Consider the following 21,027-nt stretch of genomic DNA (forward strand, 5'->3'; position numbering starts at 1 on the left):
CTCTAAGACTCTGCCGCCCGTCGCGCCGAAGAAGCCGGTCATGCTGAAGACGCCGAACGTGGCCGTGTCCAAACAGGACAAGGTCCTCGAGATGCTCCGCGCGCCGTCCGGGAGCACCATCGCCGCCATCATGAAGGCAACCGGTTGGCAGCAACATTCGGTGCGCGGCTTCTTCGCAGGCACCGTGCGCAAGAAGCTCAAGCTGAACCTGACTTCGGCCAAAACCGATGGCCAGCGCGTCTACCGGATCGCAAAACCGGGTGCGAAATGAACCGTGCGCCTTCGTCCACGAAGCCAGTCAATCCAGCCATAGAAGCCGAACTGAATCGACTGGCGACAGCCCCCATCGTCGAACTGCGCAGACGTTACCGGGAAGTGCTGCGAACTGATCCACCCAAAGCTTTTGGTCCTGACCTGCTGCGCCGGAGCATTGCGCATCGGATACAGGAAAAGGCCTATGGCGGGTTGTCCGGTCCGACCAAGCGCCTGCTCGACCAGCTGGTGAAAGCCATGGCCGCGAAACCCAACGGGAAGCTCGAGTTGCCACGCCGGATCAAGCCAGGCTCGGAGCTAGTGCGGACATGGAAGGGCAAGACCTACCGCGTCGTGGTGCGGCCGGACGGCTTTGCCTATGATGGCAAGACCTATACGGGTCTGTCCGAGATCGCATCCCTGATTGCGGGCACCAACTGGAATGGACCGCGGTTCTTCGGACTACGGTCCAAGACTCAAGGGGCAGCCGATGGCAAGTAACGCTCCCAAACCCCTGCGCTGCGCCATCTACACCCGCAAATCCACCGAGCATGGCCTTGAGCTGGAATTCAACTCGCTCGATGCCCAGCGGGAAGCTTGCGAGGCATATATAAAGAGTCAGGCGTCACTCGGCTGGAAGGTCGTCACGCAGCCCTATGACGACCCGGCATTCTCCGGCGGCAATCTTGAGCGCCCTGCCCTCAAGAAACTGCTCAAAGATATTGAAGCCGGCAAGGTCGATGTCGTCGTGGTCTACAAGATCGACCGCCTCACCCGTTCACTGGCGGATTTCGCCAAACTAGTCGAAGCGTTCGATGCAAGATCGATCTCATTCGTCGCCGTGACGCAACAGTTCAACACCACGACGTCAATGGGAAGATTGACCCTCAATGTGCTGCTGTCCTTTGCTCAGTTCGAGCGTGAGCTCTCGTCCGAGCGTGTCCGGGACAAAATCGCAGCCTCTCGCGCCAAGGGCAAATGGACCGGCGGAAATATTCCGTTCGGCTATCGGACCGAGAACAAGAAACTCGTAATCGACGAAAACGAGGCCAAGATCGTTCGCTACATTTTCAAACGCTACCTTGAACTCGGCAGTCTCGGACCACTGGTCCTGGACCTCGATGCAAAGGGTTTTCGATCGAGGATGAAGAAAGCAAAAGCATCTGATGCTCGCGTGGCTTCGCAGTTTACCTATGGTCCTCTCGCCTATCTGCTGAACAGCCGCATTTATGTCGGCGAGGTACCGCACAAGGACAAATGGCATCCGGGCGAGCATCAGCCCATCATCACCAAAGCCATTTTCGAGGCCGTGCAGGCAAAACTTGCGTCCAACTCTGTCACCCGGAAAAACCGGCGCTCGGAGAGTGGCGCGCTCCTGATGGGCAAGCTGTACGATGATCGCGGTAACCGTATGAGCCCAAGCTACTCGACCAAGAAAGGCGTGCGCTATCGGTTCTACGTCAGTACGGCGTTGTTGCGGGGACGCAAGACCGAGGCCGGCTCGCTGACGCGTATTTCGGCCATAGAGCTGGAAGCGACCGTACTTCAGGCGATACGTGTGGAATGCGATCTACCAGATCCTGCTATAATTCCAGATGCAGAACTGGTTGAGAGCCGCCTTGAACGCGTCAATGTCTCGAAGAGCGAGATTACCATTGTCTTCTCGAGTCACATTGGCATTCAGAATTTAACTGTCCCTTGGATCAGCACCGCGAGAGAAGCGACCTCACCGACATATCGAGCTGAAGACAGCAGTGAGGCCGACCCGACCCTTGTTCACGCTGTCGCCCTGGCACACGCCCGCATCAAGGATTTGACGAGCGGTCGCTTCGATACAGTGGAAACATTGGCTGCATCTGCCAAGGCCCACCCGAAAATGCTGCGGCAGGAATTGCGGCTGGCGTTTCTTGCGCCCGACATCCTCGCGGCGATATTGCAGGGCGACCAGCCGCCTGGCCTGACGCTGACCGCGATGCTGCCCACCCTGCCCTTGTCATGGGCCGCACAGCGCAGCGCCATCGGACTTTGATCACCGCGCCCTTCGCAGATCGAATGTTATGGAACATCAACCGATAATAGCAGACCCCCTACTGACATAGCGTGGCAGGCGAGCTACCCGCACCGTCCGTCGTCTCTTCCCCGGCGATGGATAGCACCTATTTGCTTTCGTAAGCGGATTTACCCAGCTGTAAACCGCAAATCACTCCAAGGCTAAACCAATTTCCAGTCCGGGCGCTTTGATCATTGCAACACCCTCAGTGTTGTAAAATACATCGTTGAAATAACCGGCGAACCAATGAATCTTTTCGTAGTGGGCTGGGGTATCAACAGCATCATCCAAGCGAGCCGCAATGTTGTTGCGCAAAGAAACGATCCTCTCGATTGTTTGTGTTTCTGCGCGACGACCTTCCAACGTACGAAGTCCATGAACAAAATAAGGCCCATCGCCTGATCTGCGAAAGCATTTCTTAAAAACCGCTGCATGCGGCGATTCTTGATCCTTGTAAGTATGAAGGTCCTTCATCACTTCTTTTGTCAGCATTACACGCGGATATTTTACGATAGTGCTTTCAAGAGTGTAGGCATCAACGAGCGCTGGACCCAACATGATCTTTTCATGGTGAAAGACGGGTCCTTTTACCACTGCGCCGCGAATGAAATATCCGAGTCGCAAGAGATACATCGTGAGGTACTCAACGACTCCTATCAGATGCATGAGTCCCTGATCGGTCGGTGAGGTAGATATTGCGACAGCGTCAGAAATGCTGTTCGACCTGAAATCGGAATCTGGCACCAACGATGCGATATCCAGTTGGTCGGTGCTGTGAAGCTTCTCTAATAAAGTACGCAGCTCTGATAAAAGATGCGGCTCGTGATTGAGCTTGCGGATCAAACTGCGGAATCCCAAAATGTCGACAAAAGCGACGTAACGAACTGTGTAGTCGTCGGGCATCTTGGCTCGCTTTCTTTAAATAACATGAGCAAATTCGAACTCTACTATCCGGTCCGACCATGGCGCAAATTCCAAGGCTTCCGCAGTGCCACCCGTCTGCGTGTCACATCTACAAGGGCCAGCTTGCCTGGACGGCCATAACGGCATCGAGCTCTGGCCTATCATGGCCCAAACGTCTATGCCGCGCACGACGGCATCGTTACATTCGCGGCGGAAACACTCAGTGCATTTTGCCTGGGAATTGCAGGGATGCCGCTTCAAGAAGGTCGGTATGGCCGGGTTCACCTGCTGTGTTTGGATCTCCACTGGAGACTACGCGACCCCACCAGAGTGCGAGGCATTCTGGTACGAAGCGATCGACCACCTCGCGGGATTTCTCACGCAATTCAGGTTTTCAGAGTTGACGCCCTCGAAACCAATATACGGTCCGTAAGACCATAGCCCGACTTTTCCCCCTGTTAACCAGACGAAGCAAGGCTGCAAAGCAGTGGTTTGTATCTGTCTCCCAGTGAACTCTCCTTGCGATGCTATTCAGAAGGCTGGGCAAGAGTCGGCAACTTGTTTTCCCAGCTGTCTTTCAACAGCACCTCAAGAAGCTTTAGTAGCGGCGGCGAAAATTGCTGACGGCTGGGCAATATGAACCGTAGAGCGTCGCAACGATTTGACCCCGTACATTTCTACGTCACACTTACGTCGCCCAGCGGACAACAATCTTTCAACGAGCTACCAATTTACGCACTATGTGGTTTACATCCGTTTGAGCGGAGCGGATGACCTGGCGTGGCATGGCAGAATTGGCGCGCGCAGTTCGCCCCCGAACCTCTTACGAGATGCAGCGGTCTACTGTGAATATGATCGCCGTAGTGGCGTGACGCATCCCGACCGAAGTCCGGAGGCAGCACGCAAGCACGATATGTACCACTACGTTCAGCATATTCTACTTAACTGTAGCATTGATGAAGGACGTGCTAGGTCTTGGGTGGGGACAAGGAAAACGGGGGATGGAATGTCTCGAAGTAAGCGGGAATTCAAGCGGTGGAACGCTGTTGGAAAGACGACGTGGCCATACCGCATATTTTTGAAGTTCAACGGTGAGCTTCATCAGCTTCTAAATACCCACCTTGTATCAACTGAAGCGCTCTACAGCGGCCTAAAAGATAAGGGCGCCAAGTGGGAGGATAAACCAAGGAAATTCTTTAACCCGGTGCAACGCGACTTTGAGATATATGAAAATCTCAAAGAGTGGTCGAAAGCATATAATCTTTTTGATAACTGGGTAACGTTGAGCAGGTTGATGACCATCAGCTCAACGATCGAAACCTACCTAGCATCAGTGATCGGTACTGCGCTGGATTCAGACCCTGGGATAATACTGGGCATGAGCCGATGTATCGATGGCGCCGCTGTGTTAAAGAACGGCCCGAACAAAGGTGTCAACTCTGCTTTCTACATCCAAGCATGCACTGAGGGTACTTGGAGCAAGCGTATCGATGCGTTTGAAAGTCTTTTTGGGGAAGTCCCACAGTTAAGGGCCGCTCATAGTTCACTTGATGAAATCCGCATGATTAGAAACAGGTTTGGGCATGCGTTTGGCCGCGATATAGACGAAGCACGAAAACATGGAGTTCTTAAACTGCTGCCTATGGAGAGCGTTTCACAAGAACGAGCAAATCGACTGTGGAAGGAAGCCTCCGTCGCGATCAAAGCAGTAGACCATTTCTTACTCGATAGGCACGTCGGCGACTTCGAGACTGTGCGATTTTATCAAACTCTCGAACCAACCTTAAAAGCCTCCTCGCATAAAGGTGAGAAGGCTGTGGCCTTGAAAACAGCTATCGGGGGCTTTGGTGCGGAAAGCCGCGGTAAGGATTATTGTCGAGAACTGATCGACTATTGGGAAGCACTTTAGAAATTATTCGCTAGGTATCGAGCATGTCCCATTCATCACCTAGGACCCATCGAAGCGCTGAGAGCTTACCGTTGATCATTCCCCACTCGAAGTCGTCCCAAAGAAGCTGCTCATCCTTGAAGCGCTTCTCCACACGAGCCGCCGACTTGAGTGCGCCTTCCCAGATATGACGAACAATCGTTTCATTGTGACGGGCAGGATCATAAGTTTCGACTATCTTTATCTTCTTGTGCTGTATGGCCCATTCTCTGTTTTTGTGCCGATTGTACCAGACCTTATCAACGAACTCATCGATGGCTGTTACAATCTCGTCAAGAGAGCGTGGCGGCATATCAAGATTATCTTCGACGAAAATCTCATCCACACCTCTGGGCTGGACGGACTTCATCGCTTCGCCAAGCGTGATGAAGTAGCGAGATTTGATACGCGAGAAGAGCGGCGCGATATCCGGGTGCGGGTTCTTATGGCTTGCCCCAGGCTCGCTGAAGTCTTTCGTGTTGTGCGTCACGAAGCCAAAGCGCTCACCGGATTTGGCGTTCTTGGATAGGTCTGCGTAGGCCTCGATCAGTAAAGCATCACCAATGCTGTTCTTTTGCCTATGGAATGGAGCTTCACCCAAAATGGCGCGTTCTGCGGCCCGTGCTTTCATGTCCTCTGAGGTCGGCACGACGGTCGCCTTAGCAAGCAGGGCCGCAATGCGACCAATCGCGAGCTTTGACTCCTCACCGGGGCCGGTAATGCGAAAATCCACTTCATTCAGCAGGCGCGTGGCGCTTTGCGTTCGCCGCCTATCACCAAGATCAACGATGATGTCTCTGGCACGCTTGAGAGTGGTGGCAACACTCTTGCCGATCTCATCGACCACGCGGGCCTTGTTTCGGTTGAACTCGTCCAGCACAATTTGAGGCACGATCAGTGCCACGAGTTTGTTGCGTACTAGCTCCTCCAGGACGTGTAGATTACTACGCTGCTTGTTATCCTTCGCAAGATCGAGCCATACGCAGGTATCCACGATCAATTTAAGCGGATTGTTCTTGGTGGCCCCAACTTTCGACACGTGTCCCTCCCATTTCCGCTCCCGCGCCCGCCAGTAATTTCAGGCGCGGTTTGCCGAAATGCGAGTTTAGGATGCGGGTTCGCTTGGTACAACTTCTGTCACCGTGAAAGCCTCATCTCTGCTTCCAACTCGGCCCCGACCTTGTCCGGACGGTTCGCACGCGCACCGCTCATGTTCTGCGCATGCGTGACGCGGCCCTTGGAGCCCTACTCGCCCGGCATGAAGCAGTGGCGGTGCAACGAGCATGGAGGGTGGCGGCGATCAGGCGTGATGACACCACCTAAGAATCAAAGCGCCCCTTTAACGTTTAACCTTCTGCTAGGTTTTCAGCCATTGAACCGCCGCAAACGCCGACTATATTGAAACTGTAATTATCGAGATGCGTGCAGTGTGTTGGGGACACCAGAGCACTCAACGAAAAAATCCCCGGCCTACTGGCCTAGTGTGCGAAGGCACGTACCGAAAGGGACCCTCGTACAAAAGAGAAGGAGCGCACCATGTCGGTGTTTCTCAGTCTCGAAGCCAGCCATCCGTGCGGTAAGACCTATCGCCTTGGTTTCAAATGCAACGTGCATCTGGCCTCGGTGTTAGCTTTTTTAACGCGGCTGTTTTAAGCGACGGAGGCACCTCAATGCGAGGTGCCTCTTTCGTTTTTAGACCTTTACGCCAGCCAATGCCGATCGAAACGCTTCGAGAGGCCTCCGGCTCGGAAGAACGAAGTCTTTCGGCATCGAGATGACCGACTTGTCCCGATCTCTTTTGCACGACACCGACAAAAGCCCGACCTCGTATTTTCTTCGTTTCGGATTGTCGTGTTCGTTAGCCAGCTTGCAAATCGCGGCAAGCGCTGCCGGCTGGAAGAACTCCTCGACTTCACGAAGCGTATCGAGGACGGCTTCAGCACGCTTAGCCAAGCCCTCCATTTTGGACCGGATAACGCCGATTATCTTGGCAACGTTCTCTGGCGCTCCACCGAGAGTAGCCATCGTCGCTGCGAAGTCCGCCATCAATCGGGCATACTCTCCCCGCAAGTCGGTCCCCGGAGCGCATAACCTTTTCGGCAAAGACGCTCCTATGGTGCGATGGTCCATCGCGGCCGCGGCCGGGAGGGTATCGTAAATCCAAGGCATTTGCGTTTCGAGTTGGCCGCGGACTCGGCTAAAGTGCTTGAATATATCCGACTGAGATATTCCATTTAGGTACTCGACAAACGGAATTACTGCCGATCGAATTTCACGGACTCGCTTTAACGCGTCCTGCCGAACGACCGCGGCGGCAAAATCGGCACTGTATTTCTCAAAGTCCGCGCCATAGATCGTTTTTGCGCAGATCCATCCCACCATGAAGCGGGCCGAACCTTTCCGCATAACGAAACCGGCAAGGTGTTGATGGTGGCCGTGGACACAGGAGAACATGCTCCTGTCTGACTTTCTGAGATCGTACTTGTACTCGACGTAGGGTTCCTCATCGCCGGCCGGAATCTCATAGACGAGGTTTGGTAGACTTTCAGGGTCATCGGTCACTAGCTCCGTTTCGAGGAGCTGGTCATCGCTCAATGTTTCCCAATGGCGCCGCACATGGCGGGCCTGCGGTTTCAACATCAACTCTCCTATTGCTGGTTGCGGGAAGGCAACTCGATACAACGGAACGAATATATCAGTTCCCGATCTGTTCTACCAACAAGTTTGGTCCTTACCCGCTATTCACACCCTGAAGCGAGGTGCCAAATCGGTGCCAAAGCTGAAAAACGCACTCGAAAATCGGCCCTGAGATCGCAGGCGGGCATTAAAAAAACCGCTGCGACACAGCGGCTACTTGCGGAAGATACGGTGGACGCACCAAGGCTCGAACCTGGGACCCGCTGATTAAGAGTCAGTTGCTTCGCTGCCAACACTAGAGACGTGCAATTCCGAAAAGGGCCGAAGCTTGAACCAGAATGCCCCCTACCCCGTGCAGTGGGACTGTTCGCCAGTCTCCAAGGCTAGTCTTTACAAATTTTCCAATGGACCGCCGGAGACTTCCCGGAATACTCGCCGTAAGAGTTCGACAACTGGTACCGCGGAGACTTGTCGATATTAAAGAAGCCCGCATTTCGCAGGCTTTTTTTCATGCCAGAGAAGAATATTCTCTGAAAGCCACACTAGTTGGCTGGAGAACGAGGATTCGAACTCAACCAGTCTAGTTCGAACCCAGTCTCTCGATCCGCTTCCGCGAGGTCGGGAATGTTAAAACTCGCTTCGACTAATTCCCCCACCGCGTAGTGGATTATTCTCCCGTCTCCAAAGCAAGTCTCCAGAAAACGGGAATTTCTCAGAGGATGACTGGAGACTTCCGGGAATTCTCGCCGCAAAAGTTCGACAATTGGAATGTTGGAGACTCATCGACGTCAAAGAAGCCCGCATTTGGCGGGCCTTTCTGGTGTCTGAGAAGGATATTCTCTGAAAGCTGAACTGGTTGGCTGGGGGACTAGGATTCGAACCTAGATAGCCAGAGTCAGAGTCTGGAGTCCTACCATTGGACGATCCCCCAATCGATCGCGGACCTGATCAGACGCGTGGTGTGTCACCTGGCGGATCGTTATCCAAATCAGCAAATCGATATCGCGCGCTGGATATAAAGCGGGGTTGCGCTGCGGTCTACCCCTGCCTTGCCCTATCCAGCCAACGGATCGAAAAAACCGATCCCGGATAATCCCCCCGGGCCAGTAAGGGCATCGATTAATCCAAGGTAAACAAAGACTTAATGCCACATACTCGGCGCTTCGCCCTGCGCCCTGCCGGGATGAAAATACCCTTTGAACTACGGGATATTAGCAGACCGGCGGCTTTCCGGACGCTGCCGGCTCCGTTCCCGGCTGGACGAAGCAACGGCGGCCCCTTCGGAAACGTTTAACAGTTCCTGCAACAAGCCTTTGTACAGTCGAGAAAATCCTCGACGTTCAGACAGGCCAAATCTCCGCATGATGAATTCACCGCAACCAGCGGCCCTCGGACGAGTCATTTCGGTTCGCGGCTCGCAAGCGCGCATCGGGCTCGTGGCGACCAGCCAGATCAACGATTCGAACGTGCGCGCGACCGTCGGCCAGTTTTTCGGCATCCGAACCGCAAACACGATCATTGTCGCGATGATCACCGAGGTCAGCCGCGAGAACCTGCCGGCCGCCGACAACTGCATCGCGATCGCGTCCGTCGATCTGCTGGGCGAAATCGCCGCCGGCCCCAACGGCCGCTTCCAGCGCGGCGTCACCAGCTATCCGACCATCGGGGATCTGGTGGACGTGCTGACCAACCAGCAACTCCGGACGGTCTATGCGCCTTCAAAAGCCGAGCAGATCAACATCGGCACATTGCAGCAGGATCCGTCCGTCACCGCCTATGTCGACGTCGAGGACATGCTGAGCAAGCACTTCGCGGTGCTCGGGTCCACCGGCGTCGGAAAATCAAGCGGCGTTTCGCTGCTGCTGAACGAAATTCTCCGCGTGCGGCCGAACCTGCGCGTCTTCCTGCTCGATGTGCATAACGAATATGGCCGCTGTTTCGGCGAACGAGCCCTGGTTCTCAATCCACGCAATTTGAAGCTGCCTTTCTGGCTTTTCAATTTCGAAGAATTCGTCGACGTGATCTTCGGCGGACGCCCCGGCGTTCCGGAAGAGCTTGAAGTGCTCGTCGAGCTTATTCCCGTCGCGAAGGCCACCTACACGCAATACCAGAACAGCGACCGCGTCGGCCTGAAGCGCGTCGATGCCAAGACCATCGGCTACACAGCCGATACGCCGGTCCCCTACCGGCTGGTCGATCTGATCTCGCTGATCGACGAGCGCATGGGCAAGCTGGAAAACCGCTCGTCGCGCATCGTCTATCACAAGCTGATTTCGCGCATCGAAACCGTCAAGAACGATCCGCGCTACGCCTTCATGTTCGAGAACGCCAACGTCGGCGGCGACACGATGGCGGAAGTCATCAGTCTTCTGTTCCGGATGCCGGCCAACGGCCGGCCCATGACCATCATGCAGCTCGCCGGGTTCCCCGCAGAGGTCGTGGACTCGGTGGTGTCTGTGTTGTGCCGCATGGCGTTCGATTTCGGATTGTGGAGCGACGGCGCCTCGCCGCTGCTGTTCGTTTGCGAGGAAGCGCATCGCTACGCGTCTGCCGATCGCGGTGTAGGCTTCGGACCGACCCGCAAGGCCGTGTCGCGCATCGCCAAGGAAGGCCGCAAGTACGGCGTCTATCTTGCACTCGTCACACAGCGGCCGGCCGAACTCGACGCAACGATCATTTCCCAATGCAACACCCTATTCGCGATGCGGCTTGCGAATGACCGTGACCAGGCGCTGTTGCGCTCCGCGGTGTCGGACGCCGCGGCGAATCTTTTGTCCTTCGTGCCATCGCTCGGAACACGCGAAGTTCTGGCATTCGGCGAAGGTGTCGCGCTGCCGACACGGCTTCGCTTCAAGGAAGTTCCGGCCCATCAGTTGCCGCGCAGCGAAGCGACCATCGCGACGACGCCCTCGGCACACAGCGGCCACGACATCTCCTTCGTCAGCTCCGTGCTGGAGCGCTGGCGTGGCGCGACATCCCATCGCGAGACGCCGAACGATCCGACGTTCGATCGAACTGCCATCGACCGCCCGGTTCAGCGCATGCCGGACGCGCCGATGCTGCAGCCCTCGCTCGGGCTCGATCCGGATCGGTTCTCGCTGCTAAAGAAGCCCTTGCGCTGATTGCCGAACCTTCGCAGAACTGCCGTGCGCGAGCCGCCGCTTTGCGCCGGCGTCGTCCTCGATTATGGTCCACGTCATCCATGACGCTTGCATCGGACCCACCATCATGACGACGCCTCCCATCAGCCGCTTTCCAGTGCCCGCACTGAATTCATTGCCGGACGACATCCGCACGCGCATTCTTGGCGTGCAGGAGAAGTCGGGCTTCGTGCCGAACGTCTTTCTCGCGCTGGCCTACCGGCCGGACGAGTTCCGCGCGTTCTTCGCCTACAACGACGCGCTGATGGAAAAGGACGGCGGACTGAGCAAGACCGAGCGCGAAATGATCGTGGTCGCAACCAGCGCAGCGAACCAGTGCCACTATTGTGTGGTCTCGCACGGCGCGGTGTTGCGCATTCGCGCGAAGAACCCGCTGATCGCGGACCAGATCGCCAACAACTACCGCAAGGCCGATATCACACCACGCCAGCGCGCCATGCTCGATTTCGCGGTGAAGGTCTGTCTGGAATCACAGAAAACATCGCCGCAGGATTTTGATATTTTGCGCGGCCACGGATTCAGCGACGACGACATCTGGGATATCGCCGCGATTGCGGCGTTCTTCGCGCTATCGAACCGCATGGCGAGCGTCACCGACATGCGCCCGAACGACGAATTCTACATGATGGGCCGCGTGCCGAAGACATAACGCGCCCTCGGAAAGGCGATCGATGCTCGACTGGTGGGACATCGTTTTGCGGCTCGGCGTCGCCACGCTGGCGTCCGGCGCGATCGGACTCAACCGTGACCTGCAGGGAAAGCCGATCGGTCTGCGAACGCTGGGGATGGTCGGCCTCGCAACCGCGTTGATCGTCCTGATCTCCAACCCGGCGGCTCTCGAGGCAGGCCAGCTTTCAGACGCAACAAGCCGTGTCATCCAGGGAATCCTCACTGGCATCGGCTTTCTCGGCGCCGGTGTGATCGTTCACGCCGAACAGCATAAAGTGAAGGGACTTACGAGCGCGGCCTGCGTCTGGTTCACGGCCTGTATCGGCGTCGTATGCGGTCTCGGACATTGGCGACTGGTCGGCATCGCGCTCGGCATTGCGTTTCTGTTGCTTGTGTTCGGCGGACCGCTGGAGCGGACGGTGCATCGGGCCTTCGGCGGAAAGCCGTCGGATGACGCAAAACCCGACTGATGCAAGCCTGAAATGAATTAGCAGATGAGGCCTAGTCGTCGTCCGCTGGACCGCACCAGCCGGGCAGATAGATCGCGTCCTTGCTTTTGCCGAGCGACAGCGCCTGTTCGATGGCCTTGTCGAAATCACCATCGACCGTCTTGCGCGATATGCGCCGGCGCAAAAAATCCGCCCACAGGAATTCACTGAACGGTGTCGTATCTTTCGCGAAGCCTCCGGCCCGGCGCAATTCGCCGGCGAGACTCCGGAACGGATCGTCCTTCAACCCGGTCACGTCTTTCGGCAGATCGCTGTAATTGCGGCGCTCGCCCTTCGCATCATAGGGGTACACCCAGCGATGATTGTCGAGCACAACCCAGAATGCCTTTCGGTCGACCATCGTGAGATCGGCGACGACGGAGACCAGAACATCCTTCTCGCCTTCCTCATGCAGTGCCTTGGCCAGATGATGATGATCAATCACATAGTTTTTCTTGTCCGGGCCGACGACGACCGGGATCATGTGCTTGCCGAGCAGTTGAGCTCGCTTTTTATCTTTGTGCTCACGCCAGCGTTTGCGCTTTTCTTTGACCTCCCTCATGCCGACGGTCATCTGCGTCGGACGCAGCGACAAAATTGAAACAGGTGTCAGAAGAGGTTCTCGCTTGCTTGCCATGATTGCAGGACTCCAGTGGGCGATTGCAGCAATCTACCAAACTGCAGAGAGACGAAGCGCCCTGTCACATCACTTTCAGGACATCGCATTTCCGGTCATCATGCGCCGCACAGGCGCTCTCCGGAAAGCAGGTTCCGACCTATCCTTTTTGGCATCACAGGAATACTCTCTTTTCCGGAGACACGAGTGTTCAGCGGACTAGTATGATCATGCTGATTTGGAGCCGCTTCCCATGACCGACGGCGAACATCGCGTGCTGAAATTCCGTCCACGCACGCATGCGCGGCCGCCGTCAGCCGCGACGTCCGGCAAGCTGGCGCCGGACCTGTCCCGTTATGAGCGCGGAGACGAGAGCCCCGACGAATATCGTCACCGGATGATCACGAACGTCGCCGCCATCGCGTTTACGGCGGCGCTGACCGGCGTTGGCATCTGGCTTGCGGTGACCTTGGCCGATCTGCGCAGCAAGCAGGATTGCGTGCTGATGGGCCGGCGGGATTGCGCGCAAATTTCCGCGCAGAAAACCGACCCGGTTCGCCACAATTAGCCCCGAAAACCAGCCTCTTGCCAGACCTGCTGCGCCATTGAACTCAGAGCATCGCTCCGATATACGGGGATTCAACCCGTCCGGAGGGGACCGCGGCACGGTTTCGCAGCGTGCTCCCCGCGCCAAACATGGCATTTATCTCTGAAATCTCAAAGGTTTAGCATGTCTGCTACATTCGATCAGGTCGCCACGATCATTGCGGAAACCTGCGACATTCCACGCGACACGATCACCCCGGAAAGCCACGCCATCGACGATCTGGGCATCGACAGTCTCGACTTCCTCGACATCGCTTTTGCGATCGACAAGGCATTCGGGATCAAGCTGCCGCTGGAGAAGTGGACGCAGGAGGTCAATGACGGCAAGGCCACGACCGAGCAGTACTTTGTCCTGAAGAACCTCAGCGCGCGCATCGACGAATTGGTCGCCGCCAAGGGCGCCTGACGCGCCCGGCCATGCATCTCGAATACTTCCAGCTGATTGACCGCATCACCGATCTCGACGTCGGCAAGCGGACAATTACGGTCGAAGCGCAGGTTCCGCAGGCCAGCACGATCTTCGAAGGGCACTTTCCCGGCTATCCACTAATGCCGGGTGTGCTGCTGATCGAAGCAATGGCGCAGACCTCCGGCTGGCTCCTGATCGCCCATCTGAAATTCCAGCGGATGCCGTTTCTGGCCAGCGTCAAGGAAGCCAAGATGAGGGACTTCGTGACGCCGGGCGAACTGCTGACGATCGACGCCAGTCTGGTCCACGATGGCTCCGGATTTGCAGTGACCGAGGCGAAGATCCACATCGGCGGCAAACTGAAATGCAACGCGACGCTGACCTTCCGTCACACGCCGTTCCCGCATCCAGACTTGCGCGTGCATATGGAAGCGATGGCGAAGCGTATCGGCTTTCCTGAACAGGCAATCGCTCATGGCTGAGACCCCTTCATCGACTGGCGGCCCGCGCGAAGCCTGGATCACGGGCATCGGCCTTGCCACCTCGCTCGGCGAAGGCCTCGACGCGCACTGGGATGCACTGAACAGCAAGACGATCAATGTCGATGAGACGGCGTTCGCCCCCTACGTCATCCACCCGATGACGAAGCTGAGCTTCGACGCGCAGATCCCCAAGAAGGGCGACCAGCGCCAGATGGAAGCGTGGCAGCGCATCGGCACCTATGCCGCAGGTCTCGCGCTCGACTCCGCCGGCGTCAAAGGCAACGCTGACATTCTTTCCCGGATGGACATGATCGTCGCCGCCGGCGGCGGCGAACGGGATCTCGCGGTCGATTCCGCGATCATCAATGCCGACGTCCAGGGCAACGCCGCGCCGGGTTTTCTCAACGAACGGCTGATGAACGACCTGCGCCCGACACTGTTCCTGGCGCAGCTCTCCAACCTGCTTGCCGGTAACATCTCCATCGTCCACGGCGTCACCGGATCGTCGCGCACGTTCATGGGCGAGGAAGCAGCGGGCGTCGATGCCGCGCGTATTGCGCTGGCGCGTATCGCAGCCGGTCAGAGCGACATCGCTCTTGTCGGCGCGGCGCAAAACAGCGAGCGCAAGGAAATGCTGATGCTCTACGAGTTCGGCGATTTCAATCTCAAGGATAAGTTTTCGCCGGTCTGGCAGCGGGACAACGGCTTCGCGCTCGGCGCGGGCGGTGTGTTTCTCGTCATCGAATCGAAAGAACACGCGCAGGCGCGCGGCGCGAAGCCCTATGCGAAACTCACGAAGGTTGTCGCCGACCGCGCACCGCGCAAAGCGAGCGGCGACGTGACCGCGACGCTTGACGGCTTGTGGTCGAAGATCGGCGCCGCCGGCCAGACCAGCGCGATCATCACCGGGGCCACCGGGGCAGCGCCCGTCACCGCCGAGGAGCGCGCATTTCTTGGTAATCACAAGGACATTCCCGCACGCGCGACAGGTACCGCGTTTGGCCATACCGTGGAGGCGCAATTCCCTCTCGGCATCGCACTCGCCGCGCTGTCGATCTCGCGGGGAGCGCTGTTCCCGCCGAACGATACCACTGGCGTCGAGATTGAAATGACCACGCCGCCATCCCAGATTGTTGTGATCGGAGCCGGTCACTGGCGCGGCGAAGGCATGGCGCTGGTCGAGGCCGTATAAGCGGGGAAACACGATGACAGCGACTCGCGACAAATTCGGACGGCCGATCGTCGTCGTCACCGGCATGGGCGTCGTGACATCTCTCGGCGCGGGCAAATCCGATAACTGGGCCAAGCTGTCGGCGGGCGAATCCGGCATCCGGACCATCACGCGCTTTCCGACCGACGGTCTCAAGACCACGATGGCGGGTACGATCGACTTCATTCCAGTCGAGCCGTTCTCATCCACAGTGCTGTCCGAACGCCTTGCCGACGTCGCAACGGAAGAAGCCGTCGCGCAGGCCGGCATCGGCGCCAAGGGCGACTTCCCCGGTCCATTGTTTCTGGCGGTCGCGCCTGTCGAACTCGAATGGGAGCCGCGGCAGGACATCGCCCGCGCCACGGGGCTGAAATCCGGCATCGACTACGATGCGCTTCTCAAGGCAAGCGGCGGCGGCAAATTCACCGCCCTACACCGCCGTTTCGTCTTCGGCTCGGTCGCCGATCATCTGGCCGACACCTTCGGAACAAAAGGTTCGCCAATCTCGCTGTCCACGGCTTGCGCATCTGGCGCGACCGCGATTCAACTCGGCGTCGAGGCGATCCGCCGCGGCGAAACCGATGCTGCGCTCTGCGTGGCGACGGACGGCTCGGTCAATCCCGAAGCGTTGATCCGCTTCTCGCTGCTCTCGGCGCTTTCGACGAACAACGATCCGCCGCACGCGGCGGTGCGGCCGTTCTCGAAGAACCGCGATGGCTTCGTCATGGCGGAAGGCGCAGGCGCACTCGTGCTGGAAAGCCTCGAAGCCGCTACTGCGCGCGGCGCGAAGATTCTCGGCGTTGTCGCTGGCTGCGGTGAACTCGCGGACTCGTTCCATCGCACCCGCTCCAGCCCGGACGGCAAACCCATCGTCGGATGCGTGCGCAACGCGCTGTCGGACGCCGGTGTCGGCATCGAGCAGATCGACTACATCAACGCTCACGGCACCGGAACACCTGAGAACGACAAGATGGAATATCTCGGCATTTCGATGGTGTTCGGCGATCGCGCCAAGGAAATTCCGGTCTCATCCAACAAGTCGATGGTCGGACATACGCTCTCCGCGGCAGGTGCCGTGGAAGCCGTGTTCTCACTGCTGACGCTAGAGCATCAGCGTATCCCGCCGACGATCAACTACGACGTTCCGGATCCCGCGATTCCGTTCGACGTCGTCCCGAACAAGGCCCGCGATGCACGTGTGACCGCGGTCATGTCGAATTCGTTCGGCTTCGGCGGCCAGAACGCGTCCCTGATCCTGACGCGCGAGCCTATCTAGCGGCCCGGCTACGGCCGGCCGGCAGTTGACGCCATCGGCCGAACCGGCGATACGCAGCCCAACAGTTTTTCATCACCTTTCGTACCGGAGACACGGTATTATGCGTGCGCTCAGTCTTGTTGCCGACCGCCAGCTGGTGGTCGCCGATGCGCCGCCTCCCCCGCCGCCGGGCGCGGGAGAGGTGCAAATCCGCGTCAACGCGGTGGCGCTCAACCATATCGACGTCTGGGGTTACCGCGGCATGGCGTTCGCCAAGCGCAAGCTCCCGCTCGTGGTGGGCGCGGAAGCCTCCGGTGAGATCGCATCCGTCGGTAGCGGCGTGACGCGCTTCAAGCCCGGCCAGAAAGTCGTGATGTACGGCGCGCTGACCTGCGGCACCTGCCCTGCATGTCAGGCCGGCCGCGATAACCTCTGCGAAAACGTCGCCGGCATCATGGGCTTCCATGTCGATGGCTTCGCGCGTGAATTGATGAACCTCAACGAGCGACTGGTCATTCCGGTGCCCGATGGCGTGGCCGATCGCGACGCCGCCTGCGCGCCGATCGCATTCTCCACCGTTCAGCACATGCTGTTCGACAACGCCAAGCTGCTGCCGGGCGAGACCATTCTGGTTCATGCCGGCGGCTCCGGTATCGGTACGGTCGCGATCATGATGGCCAAGGCCATCGGCTGCACCGTCATCACCACCGTCGGCGACGATTCGAAAATCGAGGGCGTGAAGGCGCTCGGCGCGGATCACGTCATCAACTATCGCAAGGATCGCTTCGAGCACGAGACGCGCAAGATCACCAAGAAGAAAGGCGTCGATGTCGTGTTCGAGCATGTCGGCGCGGATACCTTCAACGGCTCGCTGCTCACGATGAAGCGCGGCGGACGTCTGGTGACCTGCGGCTCGACATCGGGCCCGACCACGACCATCAACCTGATGCAGCTCTTTCAGCAACAGTACCGCATCTTCGGATCGTTCGGCGCCACCATGCGCAACATCGCCGAGAGCCTCGACAAGATGGCCGTCGGCATGAAGCCGGTGATCGATACCGAGGTGCCGATCGACGATGTGGCCGCGGCGCTCAAGCGGATGGAAAGCCGACAGGTGTTCGGCAAGATCGTCGTGACATTCTGATGCTTCGCGTTGTCCTCCGAACGAGAGCCATTCTGCGCGATGCGCTGAAGCCCGTGACGGGCGCGATCCTCGGCGCGATCGCCGTCGCCCTGTTGCGGGTCACTCGCTACTTCGATCCGGACAAGACGGCTGACTTCTTCGCATCGGTCACGCGCGCCATCGGACCATGGCTGCCTGAACACAAGACCGGCCGCACCAACCTGACCGCAGCCTTTCCCGACAAATCATCCGCCGAGATCGACGCCATTCTGATGGGCGTGTGGGACAACCTCGGTCGCGTCGGCGCCGAATTTGCGCATCTCGATCACATCTGGAACCTCGATCCCAATCATCCGGACAAGGGCCGCATCGAACTGGCGCCCGACGCGACGGCGAAGTTTGAAGCGCTGCGCGATGACGGCAAGGGTGCGCTGGTGTTCGCGAGCCACCTCGCCAATTGGGAACTGCCCGCGCTCGCGGGTCCGGCCTACGGACTCGAATCGGCGGTGCTGTTTCGACGGCCGAACATCGCCGCCGTCGATCGCGCCATCCAGGACATCCGCTCAGTCAACATGGGCACGATGATCGCAACCACGCACGACGCGCCGTTGCGGCTGGCTCATGCTCTTGATAGCGGCGTACACGTCGGCATGCTGGTGGATCAGCATTTCGGGCGCGGTGTGGATGTGACGTTCTTCGGCCGCACCACCAAGGCCAATCCCCTGCTCGCCCGCCTCGCCCGCCAGGTGGACGTGCCGATCCACGGCGTCCGTATCGTCCGGCTGCCGAACCACCGCTTCCGTGCCGAAATATCGGACGAGGTGAAGCCGGTGCGCGACGCCGACGGCAAGGTCGACGTGCAAGCAACGACGCAGGCGATCACCACAGTGATCGAGGGATGGATTCGCGAACATCCCGAACAATGGCTGTGGCTGCACCGCCGCTGGCGGTAATCACCGTCCCGTCTTTACCCGCGTCCAGAGCCGGTTGATGATGCGCTGGGTCGCCGGATCGCGCGACGTAATGACGAACAGCCGGTTCAGCGTCGCCTGATCGGGATAGACCGTCTTGTCATTGAAGATTTTCGGATCGATCAGCTTCTGGCTGGCAAGATTGCCGTTCGCGTAAGACAAAAAATCGGAATTCTTCGCCGCGACATCGGGCCTGTAGAGATAGTTGATCAGCTCATAGGCCTCAGCGACATTCCTCGCGTCCGCCGGAATGGCGAGATTGTCGAAGAACATCTGCGCGCCCTCCTTCGGGATCGCGTAGCCGATCTCGACGCCGTTCTTCGCTTCTGCCGCGCGGCTCTGGGCTTGCTTGATATCGCCCGACCAGCCGACCACAAAGCAGATTTCGCCGGTCGCAAGCGCGCTCAAATATTCGGAGGAGTGAAACTTCCGCACATAGGGCCGCACCTTGCCGGCCAGATCGGCGGCCTTGTCCAGATCGGCCTGTTTCGTCGAATTCGGATCGAGGCTGAGATAGTTCAGCGCCGCCGGCAGAATGTCATCGGCGGAGTCCAGCATGTGAATGCCGCAGTCCTTGAACTTCGCGAGGTTCTCGGGCTTGAACACCATATCCCAGGATTCGATCTTCGCATCGGGGCCGAGAATTTCGCGCAGCTTGCCGACGTTGTAGCCGATCCCTGTGGTGCCCCACATGTAGTTGGCGGCAAACGTATTGCCGGGATCGTAGATCGCGAGGCGCCTGGTCACTTCAGGCCATGCATTGACGAGATTCGGCAGCTTCGACTTGTCCAGCTTCTGGAAAACATTCGCCGCGATCTGACGCTGAAGAAAATACGCCGTAGGCACCACAACGTCGTAGCCGGACTTGCCTGCGAGCAAGCGCGTTTCAAGCGTCTCGTTGGCATCGAAGGTATCGTAGGTGACCTTGATTCCGGTCTCCTTGGTGAACTGTTCGAGCACACCGGGCGCCATATAGTTCGACCAGTTGTAGAAGTTCACGCTGCGCTGCTGCGCCTGCGCTCCGGTCAGTGCCCCTATCGCCACCACCCCCGCGACGACGCAGGTTGTCCGCATGGCTCTCATCAAAGCAACGCGCATCGGTATCTCTCGTCTTAGCGGTGAAGAACGTGCGACAGCCGCTCCAGCGCGGTGTCGAGCGTCGAATCTTTCTTGGAAAAACAAAACCGGACCACCGAGGTTACATGGTTTTCCTCGTAGAAGGCCGATACCGGGATCGCCGCGACCTTGTGATCGTGCACGATCCGCTTGCAGAAAGCCTCATCCGTCTCGTTCAGCCCGAGCGGCGCGAGATCGACATTCAGGAAATAAGTGCCCTGTGAATCGAGCACGGGGAATCCGAGACTGGAGAGTCCCTTGCTCAGCCTGTCGCGGCTGCGCGCCAGTTCGGTCCGCATCTGGATAAAATAGTCGTCCGGCTTGCCGAGGCCGTAAGCAACCGCGACCTGAAGGTTCGGCGCGGTCGTGAAGGTGATGAACTGATGCGCCTTTGCAACCACGCGCAGGATGTGCGGCGCGGCGCAGACGAAACCAATTTTCCACCCGGTCAGCCCGAACATCTTGCCCGCGGAGCCGATCTTCACCGTGCGGTCCCGCATCCCGGGAAGCGAAATCAGCGGAATATGCGCGCGGCCGTCGAACACCACATGCTCCCAGACCTCATCGCAAATCGCGATCAGATCGAATTCCTGGCAGACACGTGCCAGCATCTCGAGATCTTCGCGCGGATAGACCACGGCGGCCGGATTGAGCGGATTGTTGAGCATGACATAGCGTGTCTTCGGCGTGATCGCGGCGCGGATCGCCTCTTCCGGCAATCGCCAGTGCGGCGGCTCCAGCCGAAGAAATTTCGGAATGCCGCCCGCGAGCCGGATGATCGGGACATAGGAATCGTACATCGGCTGGAAAACCAGCACCTCATCGCCGGGCTGGACCAAGCCGAGGATAGATCCCGTCAACGCTTCCGTAGCGCCGGAGGTCACCATGACCTCGGTCATGGGGTCGAGTTGCACACCGTGCCAATGGGCGTAATGCGTCGCGATCGCCTGACGCAACTCAGGGATCCCCATCATGGAAGGGTATTGATTGTAGCCGTTCAGTACCGCGTCGGCGGCTTTCTGGCGGATGTCGAGCGGCCCCGGATCGTCGGGAAAACCCTGACCGAGATTGATCGCGTTCAAATCACGCGCGGCCTGCGACATGACGTCGAAGATGGTGTTCGGCAGGTCCGCGAAAATCTTGTTCATCGGA

General features: G+C 58.3%; 20 protein-coding genes and 1 tRNA gene. 14 read left to right on the plus strand and 7 right to left on the minus strand.

Translation table 11 applies throughout. The annotated features are described in order from the left end of the window. Positions 1-40 precede the first annotated feature (40 nt). The 3 genes from AC07UB_RS04680 to AC07UB_RS04690 are packed head-to-tail and all read left to right on the plus strand — an operon-like array spanning position 41 to position 2,281. On the plus strand, positions 41-271 hold the full coding sequence (locus AC07UB_RS04680) for a DUF3489 domain-containing protein (RefSeq protein WP_494651985.1): 231 nt from the start codon (positions 41-43) through the stop codon (positions 269-271). Beyond that, entirely contained in the window at positions 268-753 is a 486-nt protein-coding gene (locus AC07UB_RS04685; protein ID WP_494651984.1) for a DUF2924 domain-containing protein, read from the plus strand. Before AC07UB_RS04680 ends, AC07UB_RS04685 begins: the two co-directional genes overlap by 4 nt. Next, positions 743-2,281 (plus strand): recombinase family protein, encoded by a 1,539-nt coding sequence (locus AC07UB_RS04690; RefSeq protein ID WP_494651983.1) that lies wholly within the window; start codon positions 743-745, stop codon positions 2,279-2,281. Before AC07UB_RS04685 ends, AC07UB_RS04690 begins: the two co-directional genes overlap by 11 nt. A gap of 171 nt (positions 2,282-2,452) precedes the next feature. Here AC07UB_RS04690 and AC07UB_RS04695 read toward each other — a convergent pair whose 3' ends face one another. Further along, the gene (locus tag AC07UB_RS04695; RefSeq protein ID WP_494651982.1) at positions 2,453-3,205 is read right to left on the minus strand and encodes a hypothetical protein; all 753 of its coding nucleotides are present in this window, start codon (positions 3,203-3,205) and stop codon (positions 2,453-2,455) included. Positions 3,206-4,211: 1,006 nt separating this feature from the next. Here AC07UB_RS04695 and AC07UB_RS04700 point away from each other — a divergent pair. Then, positions 4,212-5,114 (plus strand): hypothetical protein, encoded by a 903-nt coding sequence (locus tag AC07UB_RS04700; protein ID WP_494651981.1) that lies wholly within the window; start codon positions 4,212-4,214, stop codon positions 5,112-5,114. Between the two features lie 10 nt (positions 5,115-5,124). On the opposite strand, the gene AC07UB_RS04705 is transcribed toward AC07UB_RS04700, so the two are convergent. From AC07UB_RS04705 to AC07UB_RS04715, 3 genes are all read right to left on the minus strand, one after another. Then, positions 5,125-6,171: a PIN domain-containing protein gene (locus AC07UB_RS04705; RefSeq protein ID WP_494651980.1), complete on the minus strand. Its 1,047-nt coding sequence runs from the start codon at positions 6,169-6,171 to the stop codon at positions 5,125-5,127. Positions 6,172-6,824: 653 nt separating this feature from the next. Continuing rightward, positions 6,825-7,772 (minus strand): hypothetical protein, encoded by a 948-nt coding sequence (locus AC07UB_RS04710; protein WP_494651978.1) that lies wholly within the window; start codon positions 7,770-7,772, stop codon positions 6,825-6,827. Between the two features lie 854 nt (positions 7,773-8,626). Beyond that, positions 8,627-8,700, minus strand: a tRNA-Gln gene (locus AC07UB_RS04715). Between the two features lie 430 nt (positions 8,701-9,130). Here AC07UB_RS04715 and AC07UB_RS04720 point away from each other — a divergent pair. The 3 genes from AC07UB_RS04720 (at position 9,131) to AC07UB_RS04730 (ending at position 12,069) form a co-directional block, all read left to right on the plus strand. Beyond that, on the plus strand, positions 9,131-10,891 hold the full coding sequence (locus tag AC07UB_RS04720; protein WP_492792840.1) for an ATP-binding protein: 1,761 nt from the start codon (positions 9,131-9,133) through the stop codon (positions 10,889-10,891). Positions 10,892-10,997: 106 nt separating this feature from the next. Next, on the plus strand, positions 10,998-11,579 hold the full coding sequence (locus AC07UB_RS04725; RefSeq protein WP_492792841.1) for a peroxidase-related enzyme: 582 nt from the start codon (positions 10,998-11,000) through the stop codon (positions 11,577-11,579). A gap of 22 nt (positions 11,580-11,601) precedes the next feature. Further along, positions 11,602-12,069 carry an MgtC/SapB family protein gene (locus tag AC07UB_RS04730; RefSeq protein WP_492792842.1) on the plus strand — a complete coding sequence of 156 codons (468 nt, stop codon included), beginning with the start codon at positions 11,602-11,604 and terminating at the stop codon, positions 12,067-12,069. A gap of 31 nt (positions 12,070-12,100) precedes the next feature. On the opposite strand, the gene AC07UB_RS04735 is transcribed toward AC07UB_RS04730, so the two are convergent. Continuing rightward, a complete protein-coding gene (locus AC07UB_RS04735) occupies positions 12,101-12,724 on the minus strand; it encodes a ParB-like protein (RefSeq protein WP_492792843.1) in 624 nt (207 codons plus the stop codon). A 232-nt stretch (positions 12,725-12,956) separates the two neighbouring features. Between AC07UB_RS04735 and AC07UB_RS04740 the strand changes: the two genes are divergently transcribed. The 7 genes from AC07UB_RS04740 (at position 12,957) to AC07UB_RS04770 (ending at position 18,741) form a co-directional block, all read left to right on the plus strand. Then, positions 12,957-13,271, plus strand: a complete 315-nt coding sequence (locus AC07UB_RS04740; RefSeq protein WP_492792844.1) for a hypothetical protein — start codon at positions 12,957-12,959, stop codon at positions 13,269-13,271. A gap of 162 nt (positions 13,272-13,433) precedes the next feature. Beyond that, positions 13,434-13,715, plus strand: coding sequence for an acyl carrier protein (locus AC07UB_RS04745; protein WP_492792845.1), 282 nt, complete (start codon positions 13,434-13,436; stop codon positions 13,713-13,715). A gap of 11 nt (positions 13,716-13,726) precedes the next feature. Then, positions 13,727-14,200, plus strand: coding sequence for a 3-hydroxyacyl-ACP dehydratase FabZ family protein (locus tag AC07UB_RS04750; RefSeq protein ID WP_492792846.1), 474 nt, complete (start codon positions 13,727-13,729; stop codon positions 14,198-14,200). Further along, a complete protein-coding gene (locus AC07UB_RS04755; RefSeq protein ID WP_492792847.1) occupies positions 14,193-15,392 on the plus strand; it encodes a beta-ketoacyl-ACP synthase in 1,200 nt (399 codons plus the stop codon). The genes AC07UB_RS04750 and AC07UB_RS04755 overlap by 8 nt, the downstream gene beginning before the upstream one ends. Before the next feature lie 13 nt (positions 15,393-15,405). Then, positions 15,406-16,686 (plus strand): beta-ketoacyl-ACP synthase, encoded by a 1,281-nt coding sequence (locus AC07UB_RS04760; protein ID WP_492792848.1) that lies wholly within the window; start codon positions 15,406-15,408, stop codon positions 16,684-16,686. Positions 16,687-16,786: 100 nt separating this feature from the next. Further along, positions 16,787-17,809: a zinc-binding dehydrogenase gene (locus AC07UB_RS04765; protein WP_492792849.1), complete on the plus strand. Its 1,023-nt coding sequence runs from the start codon at positions 16,787-16,789 to the stop codon at positions 17,807-17,809. Next, complete coding sequence (locus AC07UB_RS04770; protein ID WP_492792850.1) at positions 17,809-18,741, plus strand: lipid A biosynthesis lauroyl acyltransferase; 933 nt, start codon at positions 17,809-17,811, stop codon at positions 18,739-18,741. Before AC07UB_RS04765 ends, AC07UB_RS04770 begins: the two co-directional genes overlap by 1 nt. On the opposite strand, the gene AC07UB_RS04775 is transcribed toward AC07UB_RS04770, so the two are convergent. Both AC07UB_RS04775 and AC07UB_RS04780 read right to left on the minus strand, forming a co-directional pair. After that, the gene (locus tag AC07UB_RS04775) at positions 18,742-19,833 is read right to left on the minus strand and encodes a polyamine ABC transporter substrate-binding protein (protein ID WP_492792851.1); all 1,092 of its coding nucleotides are present in this window, start codon (positions 19,831-19,833) and stop codon (positions 18,742-18,744) included. Between the two features lie 38 nt (positions 19,834-19,871). Then, positions 19,872-21,023, minus strand: a complete 1,152-nt coding sequence (locus AC07UB_RS04780) for an aminotransferase (protein ID WP_492792852.1) — start codon at positions 21,021-21,023, stop codon at positions 19,872-19,874. Between the last annotated feature and the right edge of the window lie 4 nt (positions 21,024-21,027).

The organism is Afipia sp. GW821-FHT04G03, from assembly GCF_059419985.1.